This is a genomic window from Sphingobacterium prati (assembly GCF_013167215.1).
In the GTDB taxonomy this organism is placed as follows: Bacteria; Bacteroidota; Bacteroidia; order Sphingobacteriales; family Sphingobacteriaceae; genus Sphingobacterium; species Sphingobacterium prati.
The window spans coordinates 1-20892 of sequence record NZ_JABJWY010000008.1 but is presented as its reverse complement, the minus strand read 5'-3'; the positions used below and the strand labels follow the sequence as shown (position 1 = coordinate 20892).

General features: G+C 38.3%; 25 protein-coding genes. 19 read left to right on the top strand and 6 right to left on the bottom strand.

Features of this window, described 5'->3' with window-relative positions; genetic code table 11:
- The first annotated feature begins 160 nt into the window (after positions 1-160).
- The 3 genes from HPC41_RS01300 (at position 161) to HPC41_RS01290 (ending at position 2275) form a co-directional block, all read left to right on the top strand.
- A complete protein-coding gene (locus HPC41_RS01300) occupies positions 161-1126 on the top strand; it encodes an alpha/beta fold hydrolase (RefSeq protein ID WP_216660624.1) in 966 nt (321 codons plus the stop codon).
- Positions 1119-1700 carry a YdeI/OmpD-associated family protein gene (locus HPC41_RS01295; protein ID WP_172392215.1) on the top strand — a complete coding sequence of 194 codons (582 nt, stop codon included), beginning with the start codon at positions 1119-1121 and terminating at the stop codon, positions 1698-1700. Before HPC41_RS01300 ends, HPC41_RS01295 begins: the two co-directional genes overlap by 8 nt.
- A gap of 230 nt (positions 1701-1930) precedes the next feature.
- Positions 1931-2275 (top strand): TfoX/Sxy family protein, encoded by a 345-nt coding sequence (locus tag HPC41_RS01290; protein WP_172392214.1) that lies wholly within the window; start codon positions 1931-1933, stop codon positions 2273-2275.
- Positions 2276-2825: 550 nt separating this feature from the next.
- Here the strand turns inward: HPC41_RS01290 and HPC41_RS01285 are convergent.
- From HPC41_RS01285 to HPC41_RS01270, 4 genes are all read right to left on the bottom strand, one after another.
- Complete coding sequence (locus HPC41_RS01285) at positions 2826-2978, bottom strand: hypothetical protein (protein WP_172392213.1); 153 nt, start codon at positions 2976-2978, stop codon at positions 2826-2828.
- A gap of 86 nt (positions 2979-3064) precedes the next feature.
- Positions 3065-3295, bottom strand: a complete 231-nt coding sequence (locus HPC41_RS01280) for a hypothetical protein (RefSeq protein WP_172392212.1) — start codon at positions 3293-3295, stop codon at positions 3065-3067.
- A gap of 358 nt (positions 3296-3653) precedes the next feature.
- Positions 3654-3821, bottom strand: a complete 168-nt coding sequence (locus tag HPC41_RS01275; protein ID WP_172392211.1) for a hypothetical protein — start codon at positions 3819-3821, stop codon at positions 3654-3656.
- A gap of 13 nt (positions 3822-3834) precedes the next feature.
- Positions 3835-4491: a response regulator transcription factor gene (locus tag HPC41_RS01270; RefSeq protein WP_172392210.1), complete on the bottom strand. Its 657-nt coding sequence runs from the start codon at positions 4489-4491 to the stop codon at positions 3835-3837.
- A 177-nt stretch (positions 4492-4668) separates the two neighbouring features.
- Here HPC41_RS01270 and HPC41_RS01265 point away from each other — a divergent pair, with 177 nt between their 5' ends.
- The 14 genes from HPC41_RS01265 to HPC41_RS01210 all read left to right on the top strand — a co-directional run bounded on the left by HPC41_RS01265 (position 4669) and on the right by HPC41_RS01210 (position 14150).
- Positions 4669-5247, top strand: coding sequence for an SDR family NAD(P)-dependent oxidoreductase (locus HPC41_RS01265; RefSeq protein ID WP_246250258.1), 579 nt, complete (start codon positions 4669-4671; stop codon positions 5245-5247).
- Complete coding sequence (locus tag HPC41_RS25225; RefSeq protein ID WP_246250255.1) at positions 5244-5435, top strand: hypothetical protein; 192 nt, start codon at positions 5244-5246, stop codon at positions 5433-5435. The genes HPC41_RS01265 and HPC41_RS25225 overlap by 4 nt, the downstream gene beginning before the upstream one ends.
- A 334-nt stretch (positions 5436-5769) precedes the next feature.
- The gene (locus HPC41_RS25220; RefSeq protein WP_420240153.1) at positions 5770-6186 is read left to right on the top strand and encodes a hypothetical protein; all 417 of its coding nucleotides are present in this window, start codon (positions 5770-5772) and stop codon (positions 6184-6186) included.
- A 12-nt stretch (positions 6187-6198) separates the two neighbouring features.
- Positions 6199-6438: a helix-turn-helix domain-containing protein gene (locus HPC41_RS25215; RefSeq protein ID WP_246250265.1), complete on the top strand. Its 240-nt coding sequence runs from the start codon at positions 6199-6201 to the stop codon at positions 6436-6438.
- 482 nt (positions 6439-6920) lie between these two features.
- A complete protein-coding gene (locus HPC41_RS01255; protein WP_172392209.1) occupies positions 6921-7727 on the top strand; it encodes an SDR family oxidoreductase in 807 nt (268 codons plus the stop codon).
- Between the two features lie 73 nt (positions 7728-7800).
- The gene (locus HPC41_RS01250) at positions 7801-8712 is read left to right on the top strand and encodes a helix-turn-helix domain-containing protein (protein WP_172392208.1); all 912 of its coding nucleotides are present in this window, start codon (positions 7801-7803) and stop codon (positions 8710-8712) included.
- 72 nt (positions 8713-8784) lie between these two features.
- A complete protein-coding gene (locus tag HPC41_RS01245) occupies positions 8785-9363 on the top strand; it encodes a TetR/AcrR family transcriptional regulator (protein WP_172392207.1) in 579 nt (192 codons plus the stop codon).
- Between the two features lie 38 nt (positions 9364-9401).
- Complete coding sequence (locus HPC41_RS01240; RefSeq protein ID WP_172392206.1) at positions 9402-10016, top strand: GyrI-like domain-containing protein; 615 nt, start codon at positions 9402-9404, stop codon at positions 10014-10016.
- Positions 10017-10063: 47 nt separating this feature from the next.
- Positions 10064-10846 carry an SDR family oxidoreductase gene (locus HPC41_RS01235; protein WP_172392205.1) on the top strand — a complete coding sequence of 261 codons (783 nt, stop codon included), beginning with the start codon at positions 10064-10066 and terminating at the stop codon, positions 10844-10846.
- Between the two features lie 86 nt (positions 10847-10932).
- Positions 10933-11709 carry an SDR family oxidoreductase gene (locus HPC41_RS01230; protein ID WP_172392204.1) on the top strand — a complete coding sequence of 259 codons (777 nt, stop codon included), beginning with the start codon at positions 10933-10935 and terminating at the stop codon, positions 11707-11709.
- Positions 11710-11736: 27 nt separating this feature from the next.
- The gene (locus HPC41_RS01225; RefSeq protein ID WP_172392203.1) at positions 11737-12741 is read left to right on the top strand and encodes a saccharopine dehydrogenase family protein; all 1005 of its coding nucleotides are present in this window, start codon (positions 11737-11739) and stop codon (positions 12739-12741) included.
- Positions 12742-12912: 171 nt separating this feature from the next.
- A complete protein-coding gene (locus HPC41_RS01220) occupies positions 12913-13464 on the top strand; it encodes a DNA-3-methyladenine glycosylase I (RefSeq protein WP_172392202.1) in 552 nt (183 codons plus the stop codon).
- Between the two features lie 4 nt (positions 13465-13468).
- Complete coding sequence (locus HPC41_RS01215; RefSeq protein ID WP_172392201.1) at positions 13469-13810, top strand: nuclear transport factor 2 family protein; 342 nt, start codon at positions 13469-13471, stop codon at positions 13808-13810.
- 19 nt (positions 13811-13829) lie between these two features.
- Positions 13830-14150, top strand: a complete 321-nt coding sequence (locus HPC41_RS01210) for a nucleoside triphosphate pyrophosphohydrolase family protein (RefSeq protein WP_172392200.1) — start codon at positions 13830-13832, stop codon at positions 14148-14150.
- A gap of 383 nt (positions 14151-14533) precedes the next feature.
- On the opposite strand, the gene HPC41_RS01205 is transcribed toward HPC41_RS01210, so the two are convergent.
- Positions 14534-15658: an alpha/beta hydrolase-fold protein gene (locus HPC41_RS01205; protein ID WP_172392199.1), complete on the bottom strand. Its 1125-nt coding sequence runs from the start codon at positions 15656-15658 to the stop codon at positions 14534-14536.
- A gap of 340 nt (positions 15659-15998) precedes the next feature.
- Positions 15999-16193 carry an Ada metal-binding domain-containing protein gene (locus HPC41_RS25745; RefSeq protein WP_216660623.1) on the bottom strand — a complete coding sequence of 65 codons (195 nt, stop codon included), beginning with the start codon at positions 16191-16193 and terminating at the stop codon, positions 15999-16001.
- 434 nt (positions 16194-16627) lie between these two features.
- Here HPC41_RS25745 and HPC41_RS01195 point away from each other — a divergent pair, with 434 nt between their 5' ends.
- Positions 16628-18889: a WG repeat-containing protein gene (locus tag HPC41_RS01195; protein WP_172392198.1), complete on the top strand. Its 2262-nt coding sequence runs from the start codon at positions 16628-16630 to the stop codon at positions 18887-18889.
- 733 nt (positions 18890-19622) lie between these two features.
- A complete protein-coding gene (locus HPC41_RS01190) occupies positions 19623-20855 on the top strand; it encodes an IS256 family transposase (protein ID WP_120334405.1) in 1233 nt (410 codons plus the stop codon).
- Positions 20856-20892 lie beyond the last annotated feature (37 nt).

Below are 20892 nucleotides of genomic sequence, written 5' to 3'. Positions count from 1 at the left end.
TACATACCTACCCAAATGTTTTTTTGATCTAGCCATAATATTTATTAATTGGTTTTAAGCCAAATGGGATTGGACTTTTCTAATTTATGACTACTGACATTATGTTGTCACAAACCAGATTTAAATTTGCTTCATGATAATTTTATTAAACAATAAAAACATGAGCGACATACCATCCGGTACAACATCCGGTCAGATCGAATTTCCAGAGCCTACGCTGATCCCAGTTAATAATGTAGTATTAGAGGTATTTGAAGCCGGAAGGCAAAATTCAGGGAAACCGATTATTCTCTGTCACGGTTTTCCGGAACACGCGTTTTCCTGGCGTTATCAGATACCGGTTCTGGTCGCTGCAGGTTATCACGTCATTGTCCCAAATCAACGTGGCTATGGTAACTCATCTTGCCCAACCGAAGTAACGGATTATGATATAAAGCACTTGACTGCTGACCTTGTCGCTCTACTCGACTACTACGGATATAAGGATGCCACCTTTGTTGGGCATGACTGGGGTGCTAATGTAGTGTGGAATCTGGCACTATTGTATCCTGAACGGGTAAATAGAATAATAAACTTAGCGCTGCCTTATCAGGAGCGCGGAGAACAACCATGGATTGAACTGATGGAAATCCTATTTGGAGAAGACTTTTACTTTGTTCATTTCAATAAGCAGATCGGAATTGCAGATGCTATCATGAATGAAAACGTACACCGGTTCCTGCGTAACATGTTCCGCAAGGATATGCCTCCTGCCCCACCTGCCCCCGGCATGCTCATGATCAATCTCGCAAGAGCTGAAGAACCAATTGGCAAGCCGCTAATGGAAGACAGCGAACTGTCTGTATTTGTTTCCGCCTTTGAATCAGCTGGATTTACTGGAGCCATAAACTGGTACAGAAACCTTGATCAAAACTGGCACCTTATGGCGGACATCAAGCCGCTCATTCATCAACCGACGCTGATGATATATGGAGAACAGGATACGATTCCAAAGTCTGAAAATCTTAAAAATATCGTTCCCAATCTGGATATTGTCAGTCTGGACTGTGGTCACTGGATTCAACAGGAAAAACCGACGGAAACAAACCGTTCAATTTTAAAATGGTTAGCCCAACAAAATGCATAATAAGGATATAGATACATATTATCCGCAAAGTCAAACAGATTGGAGACAATGGTTGGATGAAAACCATCTGTCCAGACAATCTGTTTGGCTTACCTTCTATACAAAGAAGTCGAATGTCCCTTCATTAAGTTGGAGTGAGGCCGTTGACGAAGCGCTTTGCTTTGGTTGGATCGACAGCACAAGGAAAAAGATTAACGATATCTCTTTTATACAGTTTTTTGCCAAACGCAAACCTAAAAGCAACTGGTCAAAAATCAACAAAGAAAAAAATCAGCAGCTTATTGACACCAAAAGAATGACAAAACAGGGCTATGAAAGCGTTGAGATTGCGAAAAAGAACGGATATTGGACAATCTTGGATGAAATAGAAGAACTGATCATTCCGAATGACCTAGAAATTGCTTTCGAAAAACATACTGGCTCGAAAGATTATTTTCTAAGTCTGAGCAAATCAACAAGAAAAATAATATTGGGCTGGATTGTACTCGTCAGAAAACCGGAAACTAGACAAAAGCGCATAGCGGAGGTTGTACAAAGTGCGGCACTGAATCTTAAGCCAAGTCATTTACGGTAGAAAAGTTACAAAACCTGATGAATGTATTATAGACTTAAATTATGTTAACCAGAGTATGGACTTAAGTAATAGCTATTGAGTCCAAAAGACACTGCCTCCGTTTTAGTCTATCACCTGGACAATCTTTGCCTACAACCTTATCTTATTGTAATTCTTTAAATTATAACAGGGAAAAATCTCGCTACAATCGTAGTTTTTAAGTAATTTTAAATAACAGACAAATTGAAGTGATGGCTTATAACAATGAACTTGTCAACCGCGTCCGCAAAAGGCTTGCAATGGAAGAAAATATCGACATTGAGGAGAAGAAAATGTTTAGCGGATTATCTTTTTTGGTGAATGGGAAGATGTGTATCAATATCAGCCATGACAACCTGATGTGCCGCTATAGCGCGGAACTGGAAGATGAAGTCTCGGAAAAAAAAGGATTCTTGCCGATGATCATGAAAGGAAAGCAACTAAAAGGCTATTGTTATGTGGAGCCTATCGGTTTTCAAAAACTTGACGATTTTGACTATTGGATAAAAATCTGCCTTGATTATAACCCAACTGCAAGAGCCTCGAAGAAGAAATGAAAAATGAACCTGGGTTAGTATACAACTGCTCAGGGCCAGTTATCATTAGTTCCTTTATGAGGTTTGGATACCTTTTATAAACATGATTGGCATCTGTTGTTCGCGCGATGCGCTTGCGACGTCTGATCAACAGGCCGTGACCACATTCCGGACTGGTTTCCTGATTCGAAATTCGCTGTATTCCATCGCCTAATGATATCCTTTTCAATTCGCTTTTGACTGTTAAATCACGGTAACGAAATCCAACATCGCCAAAAAGATTAACCTTAGCGGTTTTATAACTCAAATTAATATTTCCATTATGATTTGTAGGGATACCCCATGTCGACTGAACACTTCAGTTCAGTCCGGTAAGATAGACCTACCCAAAAATGTAAAGATTTCAGATCAAAGCATTTTCAGGATTGAATCAGGTCCTGATATAAAAAGCCTGTTTAAATCGCCGGCACCTTGTGCACCAGCCACCGTTGAAAGGCTTTATTTTTATTACACATTGAATTATTCATATTTAACTGTAAAAATCAAAAATATTTCAGTAAAAATTTAAAGTCTATTTAGGATATTTATTTATGGGATCATCCTCCCTATAAGCTATCTGCCGAGTGGCTGCATCACTCCAATTGCCGGTAAGGCCAAATGCAAAAATTCCGGTCCCTAACGCGCCGATTGCCCGGCGCCGATTGATCTTTTTAAAATCTTCCATAATTTCATCGTTTTTTTAAAAAAATAGGCTCAACTTGGTTGAGCCCAATAGCTATTGAATGCTAATTTTCTTTTTTATTGTCAGAGCTAATCGTGTCCCTCCGTTTTTACAATTTTATTATAGATGCCCAATAATAGAAATGGCGCCACCCATTGCCCAACGAACAGGGCGGTTTTATCGTGCATCATACATTTTAAAGCGGCCGATATGCCCATAGAAAGTAGTGCTGCGCCTAAAAATAGCGTGGAGGGAACTTTAGACGTTTGGTTTTCAATTTTTTTGGTAATTTCACCTTCATTTCCTGTCGTTAATGTCATAATATCTGTGTTTAGTGATTATTTAAAAATTTCTAACTCTTTTTATTTTATTCTTATTCCGCCTTTGAATTTAGATTTGTATAGGCAAGTGCTGTCAAATCTTCACCACATTGTTTTTCTTCTGTCAATGTTGTCAATAGCAGATTCAATGAGCGGTTCGTTAAATAAACAGAGGCACAAGTTTATTCGTTCATCTGACAGTCTCGAAATCGCCAAAACACGCATATATACAGCATAAAAAGTAAAAACACGTTCTGGATGCGATGAAATGCATTGCCTAAAGTGTATTATATTTAAGTAAAAACCGGTTCGGAATGAGTACTAATTCTTCTAACTATAAAGGGACTGCACATGTTTATTAGATGAACTTAAACAAAAAAAATGGATAAAAACCAGTCAGCGCATCAGCAGCGTCATTGACTTTATGATCTACATCTTTTAATACTTCGCCCTTTACGCCAAGCTTTACTTTCTTCTTCTTTTTCATTTCCTTTCCAACCAATCTATTTTCATTTTTTGTTGCCATAGTTATTTAAATTTTAGTGTAAAAGCATATTCTGAAAACCAAACCGAACCAGTCCGGCCGTGTTTCTGGTATGTGTTTTTTCAATCAGACGCTTTCTGTGCCCCTCCACTGTACGCTTGCTCAAAAAAATACGATCAGCGATCTCCGCATTGGTAAGACCTTCAGAAATCATTTCAAGTACAGCTAATTCCCGTTCAGAAATATCATATTTGGCTAATATATACCCTTTATCGGGCGTATTCGAAGTGTAATGACGATAGTTTTCAACACAAGATATGCCCAACGAGACACTCAGATATTTTTCTCCATTTGCGATCTGACGAATTCCAAATAGTGCTTCATCAGCAGAGCTATCTTTGACAAGATAACCATCTCCTCCAGCATTTAAGACATCAGAAACTGTAAGTATATCTTTCAACATCGAAAGTGCAAGAATTTTAATTTGAGGATACTTTTCTTTGATACGTTGTATCAGTGAAATCCCATCCATTTCTCCCATCTTGACATCTGTCAAAATCAGATCCGGCACTTGGTTTCTTGTTAAAAAATCCAGGGCCATCGCCCCACTCTCGACATCTGCTAATACTGCCATATCTTCTTGAGACTCCAAAATCAGTTGAAAACCGCTTCTAACTAAATGATGATCCTCTACAAGCATTAATTGTATCATAACTTTTTCCTTACATGAACTTAATTGTCCTATATAATCGGGAACCTTATGAATTAGGAACATAGCTAAACTGTAAAAAGTTTTATACAATGCAAGTTGCCCTCTTAATAAATTTAACGGTCTCTTTTTAGGATAAAACTTAGAAAAATCAAAAACAAATCTGCAGGGTATATTGAAATGGAAGAAGTGGATATGATGAGCCCTGCTTCTATTGACAATTTTGCCGAAAAATTCATTTCATCGCACAGACCGCTTCATTTATTAATCAACAATGCAGGAATTATGTGGATTCCATTGCAACGTGATCAACGTGGAATTGAATCTCAACTGGCAACAAATTATCTAGGCCAGTTTCATCTTACAGCAAAATTATGGCCGGCATTAAAAAAGGCAAATGGAGCTAGGGTCGTAAATGTATCCTCCCTTGGGCATCATAATTCTTCCTTTAATGAAGATCCAAACTTTGAAAAAAGGAACTATGAAACCCTCGAGGTTTATGGGCAATCAAAGACGGCAAGTAAACTTTTCGCCTTGGAGTTAGACAACCGAGCCAAAGATTTCAAGGTAAGAGCTTACTCCTTACATCCGGGTTCTATCGGAGGGACAGAACTAGGGAGAAATGCAGACCAAGAACAATGGAAAAAATTAGGATTTCTAGACGAAAATGGAAATATACATCCAGAAATAATAGCTTCATTGAAGACTATTCCTCAAGGTGCTGCTACAACATTTTTGCTGCAACCAGTCCATTATTGAATTTAATAGGCGGTGTTTATCTCGAAGATAATGACATTGCAGCGTTATTACCAACAGATCCTTCCATCCCGACGGAAGCGAAACTACATCAGTCTGGTGTGCAACAATATTCATTGGAAGAAAACTCGGCAAGACACTTATGGAATGTAAGTGAAGAAATGACCGGAGTAAAATTCAATATTAATTAATTATTTAACCTTTTTAAAGGGAAGTTAGTTGATAGTAACAAACGTAGTACAAATTTTTATAAAGTGGATATTTGCTGATTATTGCAGGAATAAAAAAGTTTGGAACCGTTGACATGTACAGGAAGATATTGCTCTCATTACCGATTATACTATCCGCTACCTTGCAAGCCAATCAAATAGCTCTCTTTATGGAATATCACGCAAAATATATTACAGACGACACTAAACTTTCCTGCTATGAGGACAAATTCTTTAAATCGGATATCAGTTTCGATTTCCATATGTTGATCTGGTTTATTTCCGGTCAAACTAAAATTGTTCAAGCAGATGCTATATATCTCTCTTTAAAAAGGGTGATATCTTTTTAATCCCTAAAAATCAGTTAGCTATAATTATCAACTATCCCAAAGATGGACAAGCTCATAAGACTGTTGTAATGCACTTAACGGCCGATAGTTTGAAAGATTTTTATTCAAACCTGAATGTAAAACCTGATGCACATCATACACAAAAAATACTCCATTTCAAAAATCACCCATTATTAGAAAGTTGCCTTTCGTCTCTAATTCCTTACTTTGAAATGCAGGTACTCCCTGAAAAAATAGCTTCCTTAAAAATTACAAAGGCTATCAGCATTCTCCGTATAATAGATAAAGAAATAGATAATGTACTGGCAAACTTTGAAGAACCTGGAAAAATTGACCTAGCAGCTTATATGGAAAAGAATTTTATGTTCAATTTATCATTGTAAAAGTTCGGGTATCTGACGGGAAGAAGCCAAACGACTTTCAAAAGGGATTTTAACAAAATATTCGGTATCACACCACAGAGATGGCTCACTAAAAACCGATTGGAGTTGGCACACTACCAATTTGTAGAAAAAAAAACGAGACCCATTGAAGTCTGTTATGAAGTAGGGTTTGAAAACCTTTCACATTTTTCATATGCGTTTAAAAAGCAATTCGGCTATTCACCAACAGAATTACTGGCACAAGGGAATTAACTATAATACAGACTTGATCAGTTCAAATTTCTCTACCGAAATTTCCGCTAAAGAAACAAGCTCAATATTCATCTAGTAAAACTATCTTCCCAAGCTAACGATTTTAAAACGCTGGAAGTTTTGGATCAATCAGAAGCTATAAATCTTAGATATCGATTTAATCTCATCTAATTCCACCGCTGTGAGCCTTTGCAGAGATTAAAGGATGCTGGATATTATTTACATATACGTTTCTTCGGCCTGGATAATGTTGATATCTCATCCGACTTTGTCCTTGTAAGGGTAAAAGAAGGTGATAGCTTAAAGATAATCGATACATCGGAAATGGAACACTATCTAATAGCATTGAAATATTTGTCCTCCGTAGAAAAAAGTTTCCATTATTACACCATCGTCATTTTGACTTATAATACTACGCTTTAGATTAATCTTAGGCTTTTTGCAATGCCCACCTTTGTATCGTTAAATCAAAACAAAGAAACATGCAAAAGACAATTTTCATTACGGGAGCCTCTTCAGGTTTAGGAAAGGCAGCAGCTAAATTATTTCGCACAAAGGGCTGGAACATTATTGCAACGATGCGAAACCCGGAAAAGGAACAGGAACTGAAAGAACTTCCAAATGTAACCTTAATAAAATTGGATGTTACGGATGGTGTGGCTATTCAAAATAAAGTCTCGTCTATTTTACAATCCCATTCTGTGGATGTTGTTTTAAACAATGCCGGTTTCGGTTTAATAGGTCCGCTGGAAGCTTTGACCGATGAGCAAATTACGTCACAGGTGCACACCAATCTCCTCGGTGTAATTAATATCACTAGAGCATTTATCCCTTATTTTAGAGAAAGGAAAAATGGAATATTCGTCAATATAACAAGTACATTTGGCTTATTGGGGTATCCAACCTGTTCAATTTATAATGCCACCAAATTTGCTGTAGATGGTTTTTCAGAGGGGCTAGCCTACGAATTGGCACAATTTGGAGTTCAAGTCAAGGTAGTAGCTCCTGGCGGAATGCAGACTGATTTCGCAGGAAGGTCTTTACAAAGTGGAATGCATCAAGCTTACGATCAACTAGTAGCAAAAGTAAGTGAGGGCTATAGCGAGGAGCAGCTTGCCAATTATACAAAAGCAGAAGACGTGGCCCAGATTATTTATGATGCAGCCACTGATAACAAAGAACAGCTTAGGTATATAGCAGGCCACGATGCTATTGGTTTATATAAGGAGCGTTTGGAATTGACACCCGAAGGACAATTCGAAAAAATACGTTCACAATTTATATTTTAATTTCGTTGTTTCTGTCGGATTTAATATCAATCTAGCAGAAACGACTTCTTTATAAATCACTTAAATTTGTACTATGAAAAAACAGCCTGTCGTATTCAGTTCGCTATTCCAATTGCATAAGGCAATGGGCCAGAAGGCTCCGTCACATCCACTGATCAGTATAATGGACTATGGAGATGCTATATTTGACCCAAAGGATTTTGAGCACGGAATTATACTAGACTTTTACAAGATATCTTTTAAGACAAACTTTTCAGGAAAACTGAAATATGGTCAGGGATTTTATGATTTTGAATCGGGCGGTATGTCATTTATAGCCCCCGGTCAGGTACTAAAAATGCAGGATGAAGAGGCCGATTATAGTGGAATGACCCTCCACATCCATCCCGATTTTATTCGACACTATTCATTAAATACGCAGATCAAACAATATGGCTTTTTTGCCTACTCGGCTGCGGAGGCTCTCTATCTTTCGGAAAAGGAAAAAGCAACCATTCTGAGTATTTACAGATTTATTCAGGAGGAACTGAGCGAACGTATCGATAAATTCAGTCAAGATGTGATCATTTCACAGATTGAACTTTTGCTCAATTATGCCAACAGATTTTATGATCGCCAGTTCCTGACCCGAAAGGCGGCAAACAGTGATATTCTTTCAAAATTGGAGGGGCTGTTGGACAACTATTTTAACGAGGACAGATCACTGATCAAGGGTTTACCAACCGTCCAATCAGTGGCAGAAAATCTTAATGTTACGCCGCGGTATCTGAGCGATCTGCTGCGCAACCTAATCGGATTGAATACCCAGCAGTTCATCCACGAAAAAGTAATAACGAAGGCGAAAGAATACTTGACAAAGGATGAACTGACCATCGCTGAAATCGCATATCATCTAGGATTTGAACATCCGCAATCTTTCAATAAACTCTTTAAAAGTAAAACTTCGTTGTCCCCTTCTGACTATAAAAAAAGCTTATTGAATTGAATTCACTAGAAGGAATAAATATTAAATTCTGAAATGTTTGTTTTAAATATTTTTATATCTTTGCACTTGAATATGGCAAGAAATGTTGAATTTGACGAACAATTAGCGGTTTCCAAGGCAATGGATATCTTTTGGAGAAAAGGCTATAATGGCACCACGATGCGGGATCTGACCGAGGCTATGGGTATCAATAGTAGTAGCCTTTACAATACCATTGGCGACAAGCACGAACTTTTTATCCGTAGTATAAAGCATTATACCGAGTCAAGGATGAAAGAAGCCGTAAAGCAGTTGGAGCCAATTAAGTCTCCAATAAAGGCGATCGAAAAATTTATCCAATCTTCGGCTTATACCATCACAAATGAACCCAACAGTTGCTTGGCCATTAAAACTACTTTTGAGGTAGCTGCTACTGATGAGCAGGTGCAAAAAATCATTAAGGCTGACAATGAATTTACCTTTAACCTTTTGAATGGCTTGGTCGAAAAAGCGATCCAAAAGGGAGAAATAACGATAAGCCAGGATGCAGCTATGCTGACGGATTATATCATCAATCATTTTAGTGGCTGGCACGAATTTTTTATCATCCATAAAGACAAAAATCGCATTAAAAGCATGGCAAAGTTCCTGATCAATCAGATCAATCAATAATTTTTTTTACCAAAATCTGAAACAATCGTTTTAAAATTATGAATATACTGAAAGAGTACAAACATTACTACACAGCAGACGAAAAGCCTGAACTAGTGGAAATAGGCGAAGTTAGCTATGTTTCTATTCTTGGAACAGGTGCTCCTGGAACTATTCTCTTCTATCAAAAGAAAGCAGCAATTAAAAAGTTTGTTACCATATTGGAACAGCAATATGCTAAAACCGATTTCGCATTTTCGAGCAAAGTGGTAGAAATATTCTACTGGTTTGAAGAGGAAAAAGTGGGATATGTAGATATCGGAAATTTCTATACCACTGTTGATCTAGATCTGTTGTTGTACCGCATTGTGATCAGCATTCCAGCTTTTATAAAGGCTGAAACCATACAAGAGATTGCGCAAACAGCCAATCTCCCTTTCGCAAAAGACTTTGAGCACTTTACTTACACCGCAGGAACTTGTGTACAGCTTTTACATAAAGGACCTTTTGCCGGAGAATTGCAAACGTTGCCCATACTCCAGAAATTTGCGACGGAGAATGGATTTAAGAAATCCGGAATGCACCATGAAATCCACTTGACCCCTTTTGAGTCGGGGCAAAGTCAGGATCATCTGCAGACCATCTTGCGTGACCCAGTCAGTAAAAAGTACTAATTTTTTTTAATCAAATCTGAAACATATGTTTCAATAATTTATCAATAATGGAGAACTCAACTAAAGAATTAAGGGGCAAGATTGCACTGGTTACCGGTGGAACAAAAGGTATTGGAAAAGCCATAGCAGATAAGTTGGCGTCCAATGGCGCAACAGTTGTGATAACAGCACGAAAACCATCCGAGGAAGAAACCGGACATCATTTTATAGCGGCTGATCTGACTGATAATAGTAATATTGCTGAGTTGTCAGGAAAAATCATCGAAAAATACGGAACGGTAGATATCCTGATTAATAATGTGGGCGGTACTTCTTCTCCGGCAGGAGGATTCCAGATGCTCTGTGACGATGATTGGAACAGGGATATCGAACTCAATCTTATGGCTTCTATCAGGCTGGATAAGGCTATAGTTCCAAAGATGATCGAAAAGAATTCGGGAGTTGTGATCCATATTTCCTCACTTAACGGCAAGATACCCTTGTACCAGTCCAATTTCTCTTACGGGGTAATGAAATCGGCTTTAAATGCCTACAGTAAAACACTTGCCAATGAAGTGGCAAAGAATGGTGTTCGGGTCAATACAGTTTCCCCGGGCATGGTCAAAACAACAGCTATGGAAACTTTTTTGGAAAGCTATGCAAAGACCATTAGCAAAACTGTAGCAGAAGCTTCACAACAACTTATGGATAGCCTGGGCGGGGTACCGTTGAACCGTTTGGCTGAACCTGAAGAAATTGCCAATATGGTGGCCTTTTTGGTCTCGGATGGTGCAGGATACATCACCGGAGCTAATATAGTTGTTGACGGGGGTACTTATCCAGCTGTTTAATGACCGGTTAGTTTAAGTATAATAAAAAAAATAATAATATCGGAAACATTGGTTTTGACATATCAATCAATTTAAAAAAAGATAAAATGGAAAAAGAACTTATAGGCAAAGTAGCCCTGATAACAGGAGGTACAAAAGGCATAGGCAGGGCAATCGCCGAAAGGTTGTCGGAAGCTGGGGCACTCGTAATTGTAACGGCCAGAACCCGCCCTATAGAAACACACACAAAACATCATTTCATTGCAGCAGATCTGACTATTGCCGCTCAAACCGATAAGATGGTTAATGAAATTAACGAAAAATTTGGTTCAATAGATATTCTGGTCAATAATATGGGTGGTTCTACCAGTCCCTCTGGTGGGTTTGGAGCCCTTACCGATGCACATTGGGAAAATGACCTGCAATTAAACCTTCAATCTGCCGTACGCATAGACAGAGCAATATTGCCGCAGATGGTAGAAAAGAAGAGCGGTGTCATCATTCACATTTCTTCAGTCACAGGTACGCTTCCGGTATATCAATCGCTAGGTGGCTATGCCGTTGCCAAAGCAGCTCTGAATAATTATAGCAAAAGTTTGTCGAAAGAATTTAGCCCAAAAGGGATCAGAGTGGCTACGGTCTCTCCGGGAATGGTAAAGACAGATACAATGGATGCCTACCTGCAATCACTGGCCAAAACATCGGATTTGAGCATAGAACAGGTAACACTAGATTTGATGGATAGCCTCGGCGGAATACCGCTGGGAAGGATGGCCCTGCCACAGGAAATTGCAGAACTGGTTGGCTTTTTGGTATCTCCAAAAGCATCCTATATCACCGGTGTAAATTATATTGTTGATGGAGGGTCAAATCCATCATTATAATTCTTAAACCTTGAATAATATCAGCATATGGACAACAAGAAAAATAAGCTCTTGATATATGGGGCAACAGGATATACTGGAAGAATCATCGCTTCCAGGGCAAAGGAATTGAATATTGATTTTGAGATTGCAGGACGAGATCCCGATAAAACGCGAAAATTGGCAGAAGAATTAGCGGTTAATTATCACATTTTTAATGTAGATACTGAGTACGCCTGGAAAATAGCATTACATGGTAAACAGGCTCTAATTAATGCCGCCGGTCCATTTAAATTTACTGCCCAACAAGTAATGAAAGCCTGCCTGAAAGCTGGTGTTCACTATTTGGATATTAGTGCGGAACTGGACACCTATCGATTGGCACAATCACTGAATAGAGAAGCTCGGGAAGCTGGAATACAATTGATATCCGGAGCTGGACTTTTTGTAAGTTATGACGCTTTGGTGGTGCATCTTTCAAAATTAGTGACGGAACCCGAATATTTGAAAGTGGGATTCCGACACTACGGCGGGTTTTCCAGAGGTTCGGTTTTAAGCAGTAAGAATATTGCTGATTTAGGTATATTAGTCCGTAGAAATCATGAAATTATTGGTCATCCTGATCCACAGCCAAAACTATTTTCGTTTGGTAAAGACGAAGTGGAATGTATGCCAACGCCTCTGGGAGGAATTATTCTTAGCTATAAATCCACAGGAATTCCAAATATTGAAGAGTTTTTTTCATTAAATCTGCCCGCCAATGAACTTCCAGATTTAACTGCCGAAAATCTGCCTGATGGACCAACAGCTGAGGAGCGAGCAGCGGGGCGAAATGGGATTTCAGCTGAGCTTACCGCTAAAGACGGGAAAGTAGTAAAAGCTTATGTAGATGCTCCATCGGGATATGACCTTACACCGCTTTCGGTGGTAGCTGTGGCACATCGCATCTTGAATGGTGATTTTAAAGTGGGCTATCAATCACCTGGCTCGGCGTATGGTGAGGATATCATCAACGATATTCCCGACACCTATTTAATAGACAATAATGCCTAACAATAAAATCAAATTTAAAAATGGGCGTGAACAGCAGATCCATAACTTAATTGTCCGATACACACATTATTTAGATAAGATGTTCGTCAAAATGGCAACTAACTCTTCCATTTTGACGAACTTTACCTCCGCACCTTAGTCGATCTTTGTATCAACATAAATTAATAAACAATGAGTTATTGCGACTACATACCTATGATGAAGGAACCCAACCGGAGCCTTCATCAGAATTATCATGACAATCATTACGGATTTCCCATTAATGATGACAATGAGCTTTTTGGTCGCTTGATTATGGAAATAAATCAAGCGGGGTTGAGTTGGGAAACTATCCTTAAAAAAGAGGAAAATCTCCGTAAAGCCTACGATAATTTTGACGTCAAGAAAGTCGCTGCCTATGACGGGAATGATCGCGAAAGGTTGCTGAATGACGCGGGAATTATCCGTAACAAATTAAAGGTTAATGCAGCAATTGAAAATGCGAAAACCTTTCTACTTCTGCAAAGGAAATATGGTAGTTTTGAAAAGTGGCTGGAGCACCATCACCCAAAAACCAAAGGAGAATGGGTAAAACTGTTCAAAAAAACATTCCGTTTTACCGGTGGGGAAATCGTAAATGAGTTTCTAATGAGTATTGGTTATCTCCCCGGTGCTCACTCCCCCTCCTGCCCTGCGCATAGAACTATATTAGAGACAAATCCAATGTGGGCTAAACAACAGTAATGATATGAATATAAAGACATTTATCAAGAATTTAATTGCGGCGAGCAATGCATTCGATACTGAAAAATATCTTACCTTTTATCTGCCGGACGCTATTTTAGATGACTCTTCGGTAGGTAGAATATTTGAAGGGCATAAAGGAATTCAGCAGTATTTTGATTGCTACTTTATCGGATACAATACACATACGGAACAGGCAGAACTGAAAATAATTGATGAAGCAAATGCTCATTTAGCTGTACAGTTCACAGGAGATTTTTCCGAAGGTAAAATTGAGGGTACCTTTGATTTTAAATTTAAGGAAGGCAAAATAGCCTTTGTAAGGGCAGATTTAATTCATTTATAATAACAACAATAGCAAAGATATGAATAAAGATAGTTTTGACGAAATCATTCGCCGCAGTATGGAAATTAGAAGAAAATACCGCCAACTGGAATTGATGCACCATGGAAGTGAATGGACTGTGGAAGAAGATGCTCTGGCTTATTTAACGGATGCTGGATTGGTCGGCAGAAACATTATGTCGCAACAACAACGTTGGCCGAAAGTAGATTCTGAAGCGCAATTGGAACATAAACTTGGTGAAAACATTTGGTGGCTGATTGTCTTGGCAAAAAGATCTGGAATTGACATCCGGAAGGCCGTTGATCAATTTTTAATCAAAACAGAGGCTGCTTTAGAGTGAGCAGATTTCTTAGCAACATGCCCACCATTTCGCTTTAAAAGATGGATATAATGTTCGGTTGCTGCGATTGGTAAATATAGTTAGTATCATCACATCACAAATACAGTATACACTAACTTGATCATGTCTGTAGCTCGCTTTTAATTCCCTCTTCTTCCCATCGCTGATAGAGCGACCTCCGAAGAAATCTACATAAACTAGCACCGATAATGCTAATGATATCGGTGCTGATAACAACATTGGCAACAATTGGAATTGGTCCTGGTTATTATCATGACAGGCTACTTTTCAATCTGGCAAGGTTAATACCCAAGCATAATATACATTATTTATTGCAGGCGAAGAGGTATCAAATGCTGTATTCGAGCGCTGATGACCAGCAGTTAGTTTCTCTGTTTTGTTTTGCTATTTAATTCTTCTAGTTTCGTTTTTGCGGTATTATTAGTTGGAGAAAGTGTTAAGATTTTTTCATAACACTTTTTTGCTTTATCAATATACCCCCTGACTGTGTAGGCCTCGGCTAAGCTATCCCATACATTTATTGATTGCGGATAATTTTTAGTATTCAGCTCAAAAATAGAAATTGCTATATCAGGTAATTCTCTATCATAAAGGGCAACATATCCAATAGTATTTACAAAACTTTGGTCCGGTTTAGTATCAAAGAAAAGTTCCTTTTTTATTTTTGCACTGTAATTTACCAATATATCGGGGTCTTTTGTTACTTCATTTATATCAATATTATATGGCTCGAAGAGATATCGAAGTCCATAATATGTGGCAGGAATTGTTACTGTTAAATGCTTTTCGTCTTCAAAATATCTAAAGTCTACCTTCAGATCGGGAGATTTATTCTCTTTCAGTAATTTATAAAATTGATCTCCCCATTGATAGTGCCTCTTATCCTCCTGCATATTATTGGCTAATGCAATGTATATTCTAGCTTTTAGGTCGACTCGATTCTCCAATACTTCTTTACTTCTTTTCCCAATATAATTATGATCCCAAAACCAAGAAGGGTCGATAAGTAAGTAATAACTAAACAGCTGCGGATTTTCTAACAGGCAATGTAACGCAAATAGTCCACCCAATGAATGTCCGATAATCATGCTTTGTGGAACGGTTCTGAAAGATTTATCTATTTCCACCATTAATTCATTCTCCATAAAACGAATGAAATCATCCGCTTTTCCGCTGCTTTTAAATGCAGTAATATCTTCTTTATCCAAATAATTCAATGAATTTGTAGGAGTAAAATTCTTCGTTCTATCCGTGTTTTCTATTGAAACAATAATAAGCTCAGGGATTTGCAACTTAAGATTTGCATCTGAATGCATCGATTGTGCAATCCCCGAGACTTCCAAAAACTTACTCCTGTCCCCATCTAAAACATAGGCAACGATGTATTTTTTGTCGACATTGTTTTTATAGGAAGCCGGTAGATAAACAGAATAATTTCTGCTTTCATTAAGTATTTTAGAGTTTATCGTATAGCGTTGTCCTATCACGAAAAAATTGTCAAGTGATTGCGCAAAAGAATTGCTAAGGCTAAAAATAAAAAAACAAATTATTGTGGGTATAGTTCGGCACGTCAGTATAACGCTGGAAATCATCCGTATTGTTGCCATTAAAAAGGGTTAAATAAATCTTATAATTACAAGTAAGCTTTAAATCTATGTAAAAATTTTTGGATTTATGAATATCTTCATGCGTGATTTTCGGGAAAGAACGCAGCATTCTGTTTGTTCTAAACCTGTATTTTTATATTTATTCACTGCTTGAAAAGCGGGAAGGCTTCAAAAACAGGTAAGTCTGCCTTTTATCCTACCATATTCTTCAAAGCAACATTCAATTGCATCTTCTATAGTGCAAAAGAAATGATCTCAATCTGCAGAACTGTCCTGTAAACTGTAATACCTTACATGCCCGATATCCGCTGGTCGACCTAATGAATTCGATATTGTCAGATTTCGGTTTTCTTGCATTACAAGATGGCCGACAAGTCTCTACTTTTAAAATTCTTGCTTTTTGGAGACAGGTCACAATTGTTTGTTTTCATTTCAAATTTAAAGTATTTCTACTGTACCACTCCAAAAGCATTTATAATTCGCTAGGTTTGTTTTTCGATTCGCTAAATGTATAATTGATGGATAGTTTTACTGCAATCTGTAAAATTAAAAATGAGGCCGGAGGGAAATATTTAAAAATTTCGCTGTATTCAGGGATGTTTTTGTAAACAGGATAAGCGTAGTTTTGGCAGACGATGTTCTTTATGGCATACAAAAAATTGCTTGGCCTTTTACACTGTTAATTTATCGCTAATCTGAGTAAACGTGCACAATCGAGATTTTATGCTTTGGACGTGAAAGATGATGTTACAGTTTTTATGGCCATTGAATCTCATCTAAATCCATTGGTATCGAACATGCAGGAGCTGAAATTTCCTTTAAAAATAATTTAATAGACGAATAAAAACGATGATCAACAAACTTTTATTATTATTCCTCATACTTTCCACTGCCGGTTCAGCAAGAGCCCAGCCTCCTGTTATCTTTGATGCTATCGGCTTTGGTGATTATCGTACTCCTTTTGTAAAAGTGCAAAAAGAAGGTAAAATTTATTTCTGTCATCCAGTTACTGGATTGTTGGTTGATGATGTCAAAGATCATTCAGGTGATTTGCTTTCTGTAGTGAAAGACGGAGCATACGCAGTGATCCACAAAAATGGAAAATTACTAAGCAACTTTGATTACGATGAGGTGACTTTACCCAGCCATTATGACGGGCAATGGTATCCGGGTATCCGTTACAATTACCAGTTTGCACAAACGAAAAAAAAGGGAATGTATGGGCTTATCGATCTAGAGGGAAAAGTAATTTCCAAACCACGTTTCCAAGCCCTGGAGATCATCAATAAAGATATCATTGGTTTTAAAGAAAACAATAAATGGGGATGGCTGCGTTCAGCGGATGGTGAAATTATCCAGCCCCCTATCTATGATGAAGTGCGCAAGAATTATCTGTTTGAGGATATGCTTCAAATTCATCTTAATGGAAAACAAGGAATAGCAAATATAAGCGGTAAAGTAGTTGTCTCTCCAACATATGAAGACTTGAGCAACATCTTACTTAAAACCAAAAAGTATACAGCATTTTTTCAAAATAAGGCCTATGGTCTGATTGATTCGCAGGGGACTGTAGTACTTCCTGCAGTTTACAAATCATTAATTCCGGTGAGAGGTAGTGACTTTCTTAAGATTGAAGAACATGGGTTGCAGGGGCTGATTGATGCTGCCGGAAAAGAAGTCACCCCTCCATTGTATGATAGAATAAATGATTTCGTAAGAGGTCATGCTATTGTAGAAAAGGCGGGAAGAATGGGGCTAATTGATGAAAGCGGCAAATTGTTATTGTCTCCCCAGTATGACGAGATCCAGTTCAAAAACTCAGCCGGACAGACAGTTTTTTATGGTGACCGTGTATCACTCATGCCTGCTGTTGCAAATGCTTCAAAAGAATACCTTGAAAGGATAGCCGCCGAAGCCAAACTGGATGCGATGCCCTATTATCTGCATGTAAAAGACAAGGGTAAAGTAGGAATTTTCGATTGGGAAAACGCAAAACCTATTTTTCCTACAAATTTTACGGAAATTGCCATCGTAAACCAGCATGGAGAAACTTATTTTTATGCTGTAAATGGGAATCTCTATGGAATTTACGATAAACTGGGTAAAGAAATATTACCGCCAGAATATCGCCTACAGTCTGATATCTATATCAATCGAAGCTACACCTATGGCGATCTTAACGACAGTCCTTTTATCTTCCCTGTTTATGATGATAAACGACTGGGGATCTACAACAGTCTAAAGAAACAGTTTATTGTTCCAGTAGGCGATGTAGAAATCACGTGGTTAAATGCACGAATTTTTGAGATTAGGAGGAAAGTGGATGGAAAGAGCTATACCAAAGAATCGGCAGTATACAATAGTGATGGACAAGTGTTGATACCCTATACTCAAGATATTTATCTGCTAAAGATGCTCAGCGATAAGCTCCTACTGGCAGAACAAGGATCCAAATATGTCATTTTTAATATGAAAGGTGAAAAAGTGTTTGAACGTCCAGAATGGAACAGAAATGGCTACTACAGCAGTTTTAATATACCGGAAAATAGAAAAGAGGATGCCAAACCTTTTCAAAGCGAGCTTTTCAAGATCAATATTAAGGGAGAAAATCTATTTATTGATGAGAATGGAAAGCAGGTTCGCTTTAATGACTTTGCCTATGTTGGTGAATTTTATGACAACCTAGCGTGGGTAGTGAGTAAAAAAGGAGATGAAATGCTTTATGGATTGATTGATACGAAAGGAAATGTGGTTGTTAATCCTCGATTTGACCGTCTGGAAGCGATTAATGACCATCCGGATCTCATGCTGATAAAAGAGAAAGAAAAGTATGGTGTGCTGAATCGTCAAGGCAAAATCATACTTGAGCCTATATATGATATGATCGATAACTTTTCACCTGAGCTAATGGAGATCACGTTAAAAGGCAAATCTGGCCTTGCAGATAATGATGGAAAGATAATTTTAGAGCCTAGGTATGATAATTTAAGAAGAAATTATGAAGGTGAAAACCGTACATGGCCAATTCTGGCTAAAAAAGGCAATGTGTTTTCATTTATTAATAAAGGAGCAGACAGACCGATGGTAGTGGGAAAATCGAAAATTAACTAAGAAAATGCAAAATGTCTACTAATACTTTCCGTTATTTTTCTATATTGTTTTCTAGCCGATGTCAATCATCAACCGATATCAAAAAACCTGACCGAAAGCGACTATAATCGGGGCAGATTACTCATGCAACATACTGGGTACCTGGTAATTCCTACGAGCAATACAGAATATGGGGATCATATGTAACGCCTCTGTACGCAGTATTGTCATGGTTGCTGAACTGGTCATTCTGGTATCTTGCATTTTACCTTATCGGAGGAAATGCGTTGGCCTCCAGCCTCTTTGGTGCCGCAGGGTTTTGGGCGATAGGTGTGCGGACCTTTAACTATGGAGGGCACGCTTAGGGGAAAGACAAACAACGTGAAGGAATAGATTTCAGTATAAATGATAAATCTATCAATCAGCTCTGGCCCGGAATTGTAGCTGGAGAATGGCACAATAATCACCACCTTTTTCCCAAAAGCGCGCGTAGCGGTTTCAGGCCTCATCAGGTTGACCTTGCATGGTACTATATCAAACTGATGCATAAGATGGGTGCAGTGACGGCCTATAGGGACGACAAGAAACGTTTTTATGAACAATATCATAATCCTTACCTCATATCAAAAAGAGAGGCACATAATATTTCTTAGCCTTTGATCTAAATTCATTAATAAAGAGACTGTAACATGAACTGTGTCAGAGGAATAATTCAATAAGATTATTTATATTCAATTATTCAAACGACACGGTCATGAAAGAAAAAGACCCATTCGACTTTGAACGCTTCAAGGCAGAAGCCATGCAAGGTCTTTACGAAGGTAAAAGTTTGTCTCCCAATGATGGCGTCCTAGCGCCGTTAATGAAGCATCTGTTGGAATCAATGATGGATGGAGAACTGGAAAACCATTTGAACGAAGAGAAAGCTTCGGGCAATAGCAACCGGCGAAATGGCAAGACAAAAAAGACTGTCCGAGGCCTTAACACTGGGACATTTGAACTGGAAACAGGCCGTGATAGATCCGGCACATTCGAGCCTAAGGTAGTACCTAAAAGGCAATTAATCATTACTGAACAGCTTGAGGGACACGTGCTGAGCATGTATGCCAAAGGAATGAGCACACGGGCGATAAGCGAGTTTATACGCGAAATGTACGCAATGGAAATCTCTGCCACTGAAATATCGCGTATTACCGAAAGTGTACTTCCAGCTGTAAATGAATGGCGTAGTAGGCCTCTTGAAGCTGTTTATCCCTTTGTATTCCTGGACTGCATGCACATTAAAGTTCGCCAGAATGGAACTGTTGAATCAAGAGCTATTTATAACATACTGGGAGTTGGTATGGATGGTAGAAAAGATCTGATCGGTCTTTATAGCTCAGAAAATGAGGGAGCTAAGTTCTGGCTTTCAGTTCTTACGGATCTAAAGCAACGTGGTGTTGAAGACATCCTTATTGCTTGTATTGATGGTCTAAAAGGGTTTCCTGAGGCCATAGAAGCTATTTTTCCAAAAACAAAGATCCAGTTGTGTATTGTTCACCAAATCAGAACAAGTATGCGCTATGTAACTGAGAAAGATAAAAAGCTTGTTATGGAGGATTTAAAGCCAGTCTATAAAGCCGTGAACGAAGAAATAGGTTATGAGAACCTCTTGTCTTTCGAAGAAAAATGGGGTAAGAAATATCCGCTTGCTGCCAAATCCTGGATGGATAATTGGACCAATCTTTCTACTTTCTTTGAGTACGAGGATCAGGTTCGCAAGATTATATACACCACAAATCCGATCGAGGGAATGCACCGTCAGATACGAAAAATTATTAAGTCTAAAGGAGCTTTCAGCTCTGAACAGGCGCTCATGAAATTGATGTATTTAATTATTAAAGATATTGCAAAAAAATGGACGATGCCAATGCATAACTGGGGCTTGACCATATCCCAACTTTATATTAGATTTGGGGATAGACTCAAATTAGAAAGAGGTTTTTAAGATGCTAATCCAATGACACAGTTTGAGTTACACTCCC

What these genes read in the sequence shown, in the direction of transcription:
- HPC41_RS01300 (WP_216660624.1), top strand. Translation starts at nt 161, where the DNA reads ATGAGCGACATACCATCCGGTACAACATCCGGTCAGATCGAATTTCCA.
- HPC41_RS01295 (WP_172392215.1), top strand. Translation starts at nt 1,119, where the DNA reads ATGCATAATAAGGATATAGATACATATTATCCGCAAAGTCAAACAGAT.
- HPC41_RS01290 (WP_172392214.1), top strand. Translation starts at nt 1,931, where the DNA reads ATGGCTTATAACAATGAACTTGTCAACCGCGTCCGCAAAAGGCTTGCA.
- HPC41_RS01285 (WP_172392213.1), bottom strand. Translation starts at nt 2,978, where the DNA reads ATGGAAGATTTTAAAAAGATCAATCGGCGCCGGGCAATCGGCGCGTTA.
- HPC41_RS01280 (WP_172392212.1), bottom strand. Translation starts at nt 3,295, where the DNA reads ATGACATTAACGACAGGAAATGAAGGTGAAATTACCAAAAAAATTGAA.
- HPC41_RS01275 (WP_172392211.1), bottom strand. Translation starts at nt 3,821, where the DNA reads ATGGCAACAAAAAATGAAAATAGATTGGTTGGAAAGGAAATGAAAAAG.
- HPC41_RS01270 (WP_172392210.1), bottom strand. Translation starts at nt 4,491, where the DNA reads ATGATACAATTAATGCTTGTAGAGGATCATCATTTAGTTAGAAGCGGT.
- HPC41_RS01265 (WP_246250258.1), top strand. Translation starts at nt 4,669, where the DNA reads ATGGAAGAAGTGGATATGATGAGCCCTGCTTCTATTGACAATTTTGCC.
- HPC41_RS01255 (WP_172392209.1), top strand. Translation starts at nt 6,921, where the DNA reads ATGCAAAAGACAATTTTCATTACGGGAGCCTCTTCAGGTTTAGGAAAG.
- HPC41_RS01250 (WP_172392208.1), top strand. Translation starts at nt 7,801, where the DNA reads ATGAAAAAACAGCCTGTCGTATTCAGTTCGCTATTCCAATTGCATAAG.
- HPC41_RS01245 (WP_172392207.1), top strand. Translation starts at nt 8,785, where the DNA reads ATGGCAAGAAATGTTGAATTTGACGAACAATTAGCGGTTTCCAAGGCA.
- HPC41_RS01240 (WP_172392206.1), top strand. Translation starts at nt 9,402, where the DNA reads ATGAATATACTGAAAGAGTACAAACATTACTACACAGCAGACGAAAAG.
- HPC41_RS01235 (WP_172392205.1), top strand. Translation starts at nt 10,064, where the DNA reads ATGGAGAACTCAACTAAAGAATTAAGGGGCAAGATTGCACTGGTTACC.
- HPC41_RS01230 (WP_172392204.1), top strand. Translation starts at nt 10,933, where the DNA reads ATGGAAAAAGAACTTATAGGCAAAGTAGCCCTGATAACAGGAGGTACA.
- HPC41_RS01225 (WP_172392203.1), top strand. Translation starts at nt 11,737, where the DNA reads ATGGACAACAAGAAAAATAAGCTCTTGATATATGGGGCAACAGGATAT.
- HPC41_RS01220 (WP_172392202.1), top strand. Translation starts at nt 12,913, where the DNA reads ATGAGTTATTGCGACTACATACCTATGATGAAGGAACCCAACCGGAGC.
- HPC41_RS01215 (WP_172392201.1), top strand. Translation starts at nt 13,469, where the DNA reads ATGAATATAAAGACATTTATCAAGAATTTAATTGCGGCGAGCAATGCA.
- HPC41_RS01210 (WP_172392200.1), top strand. Translation starts at nt 13,830, where the DNA reads ATGAATAAAGATAGTTTTGACGAAATCATTCGCCGCAGTATGGAAATT.
- HPC41_RS01195 (WP_172392198.1), top strand. Translation starts at nt 16,628, where the DNA reads ATGATCAACAAACTTTTATTATTATTCCTCATACTTTCCACTGCCGGT.
- HPC41_RS01190 (WP_120334405.1), top strand. Translation starts at nt 19,623, where the DNA reads ATGAAAGAAAAAGACCCATTCGACTTTGAACGCTTCAAGGCAGAAGCC.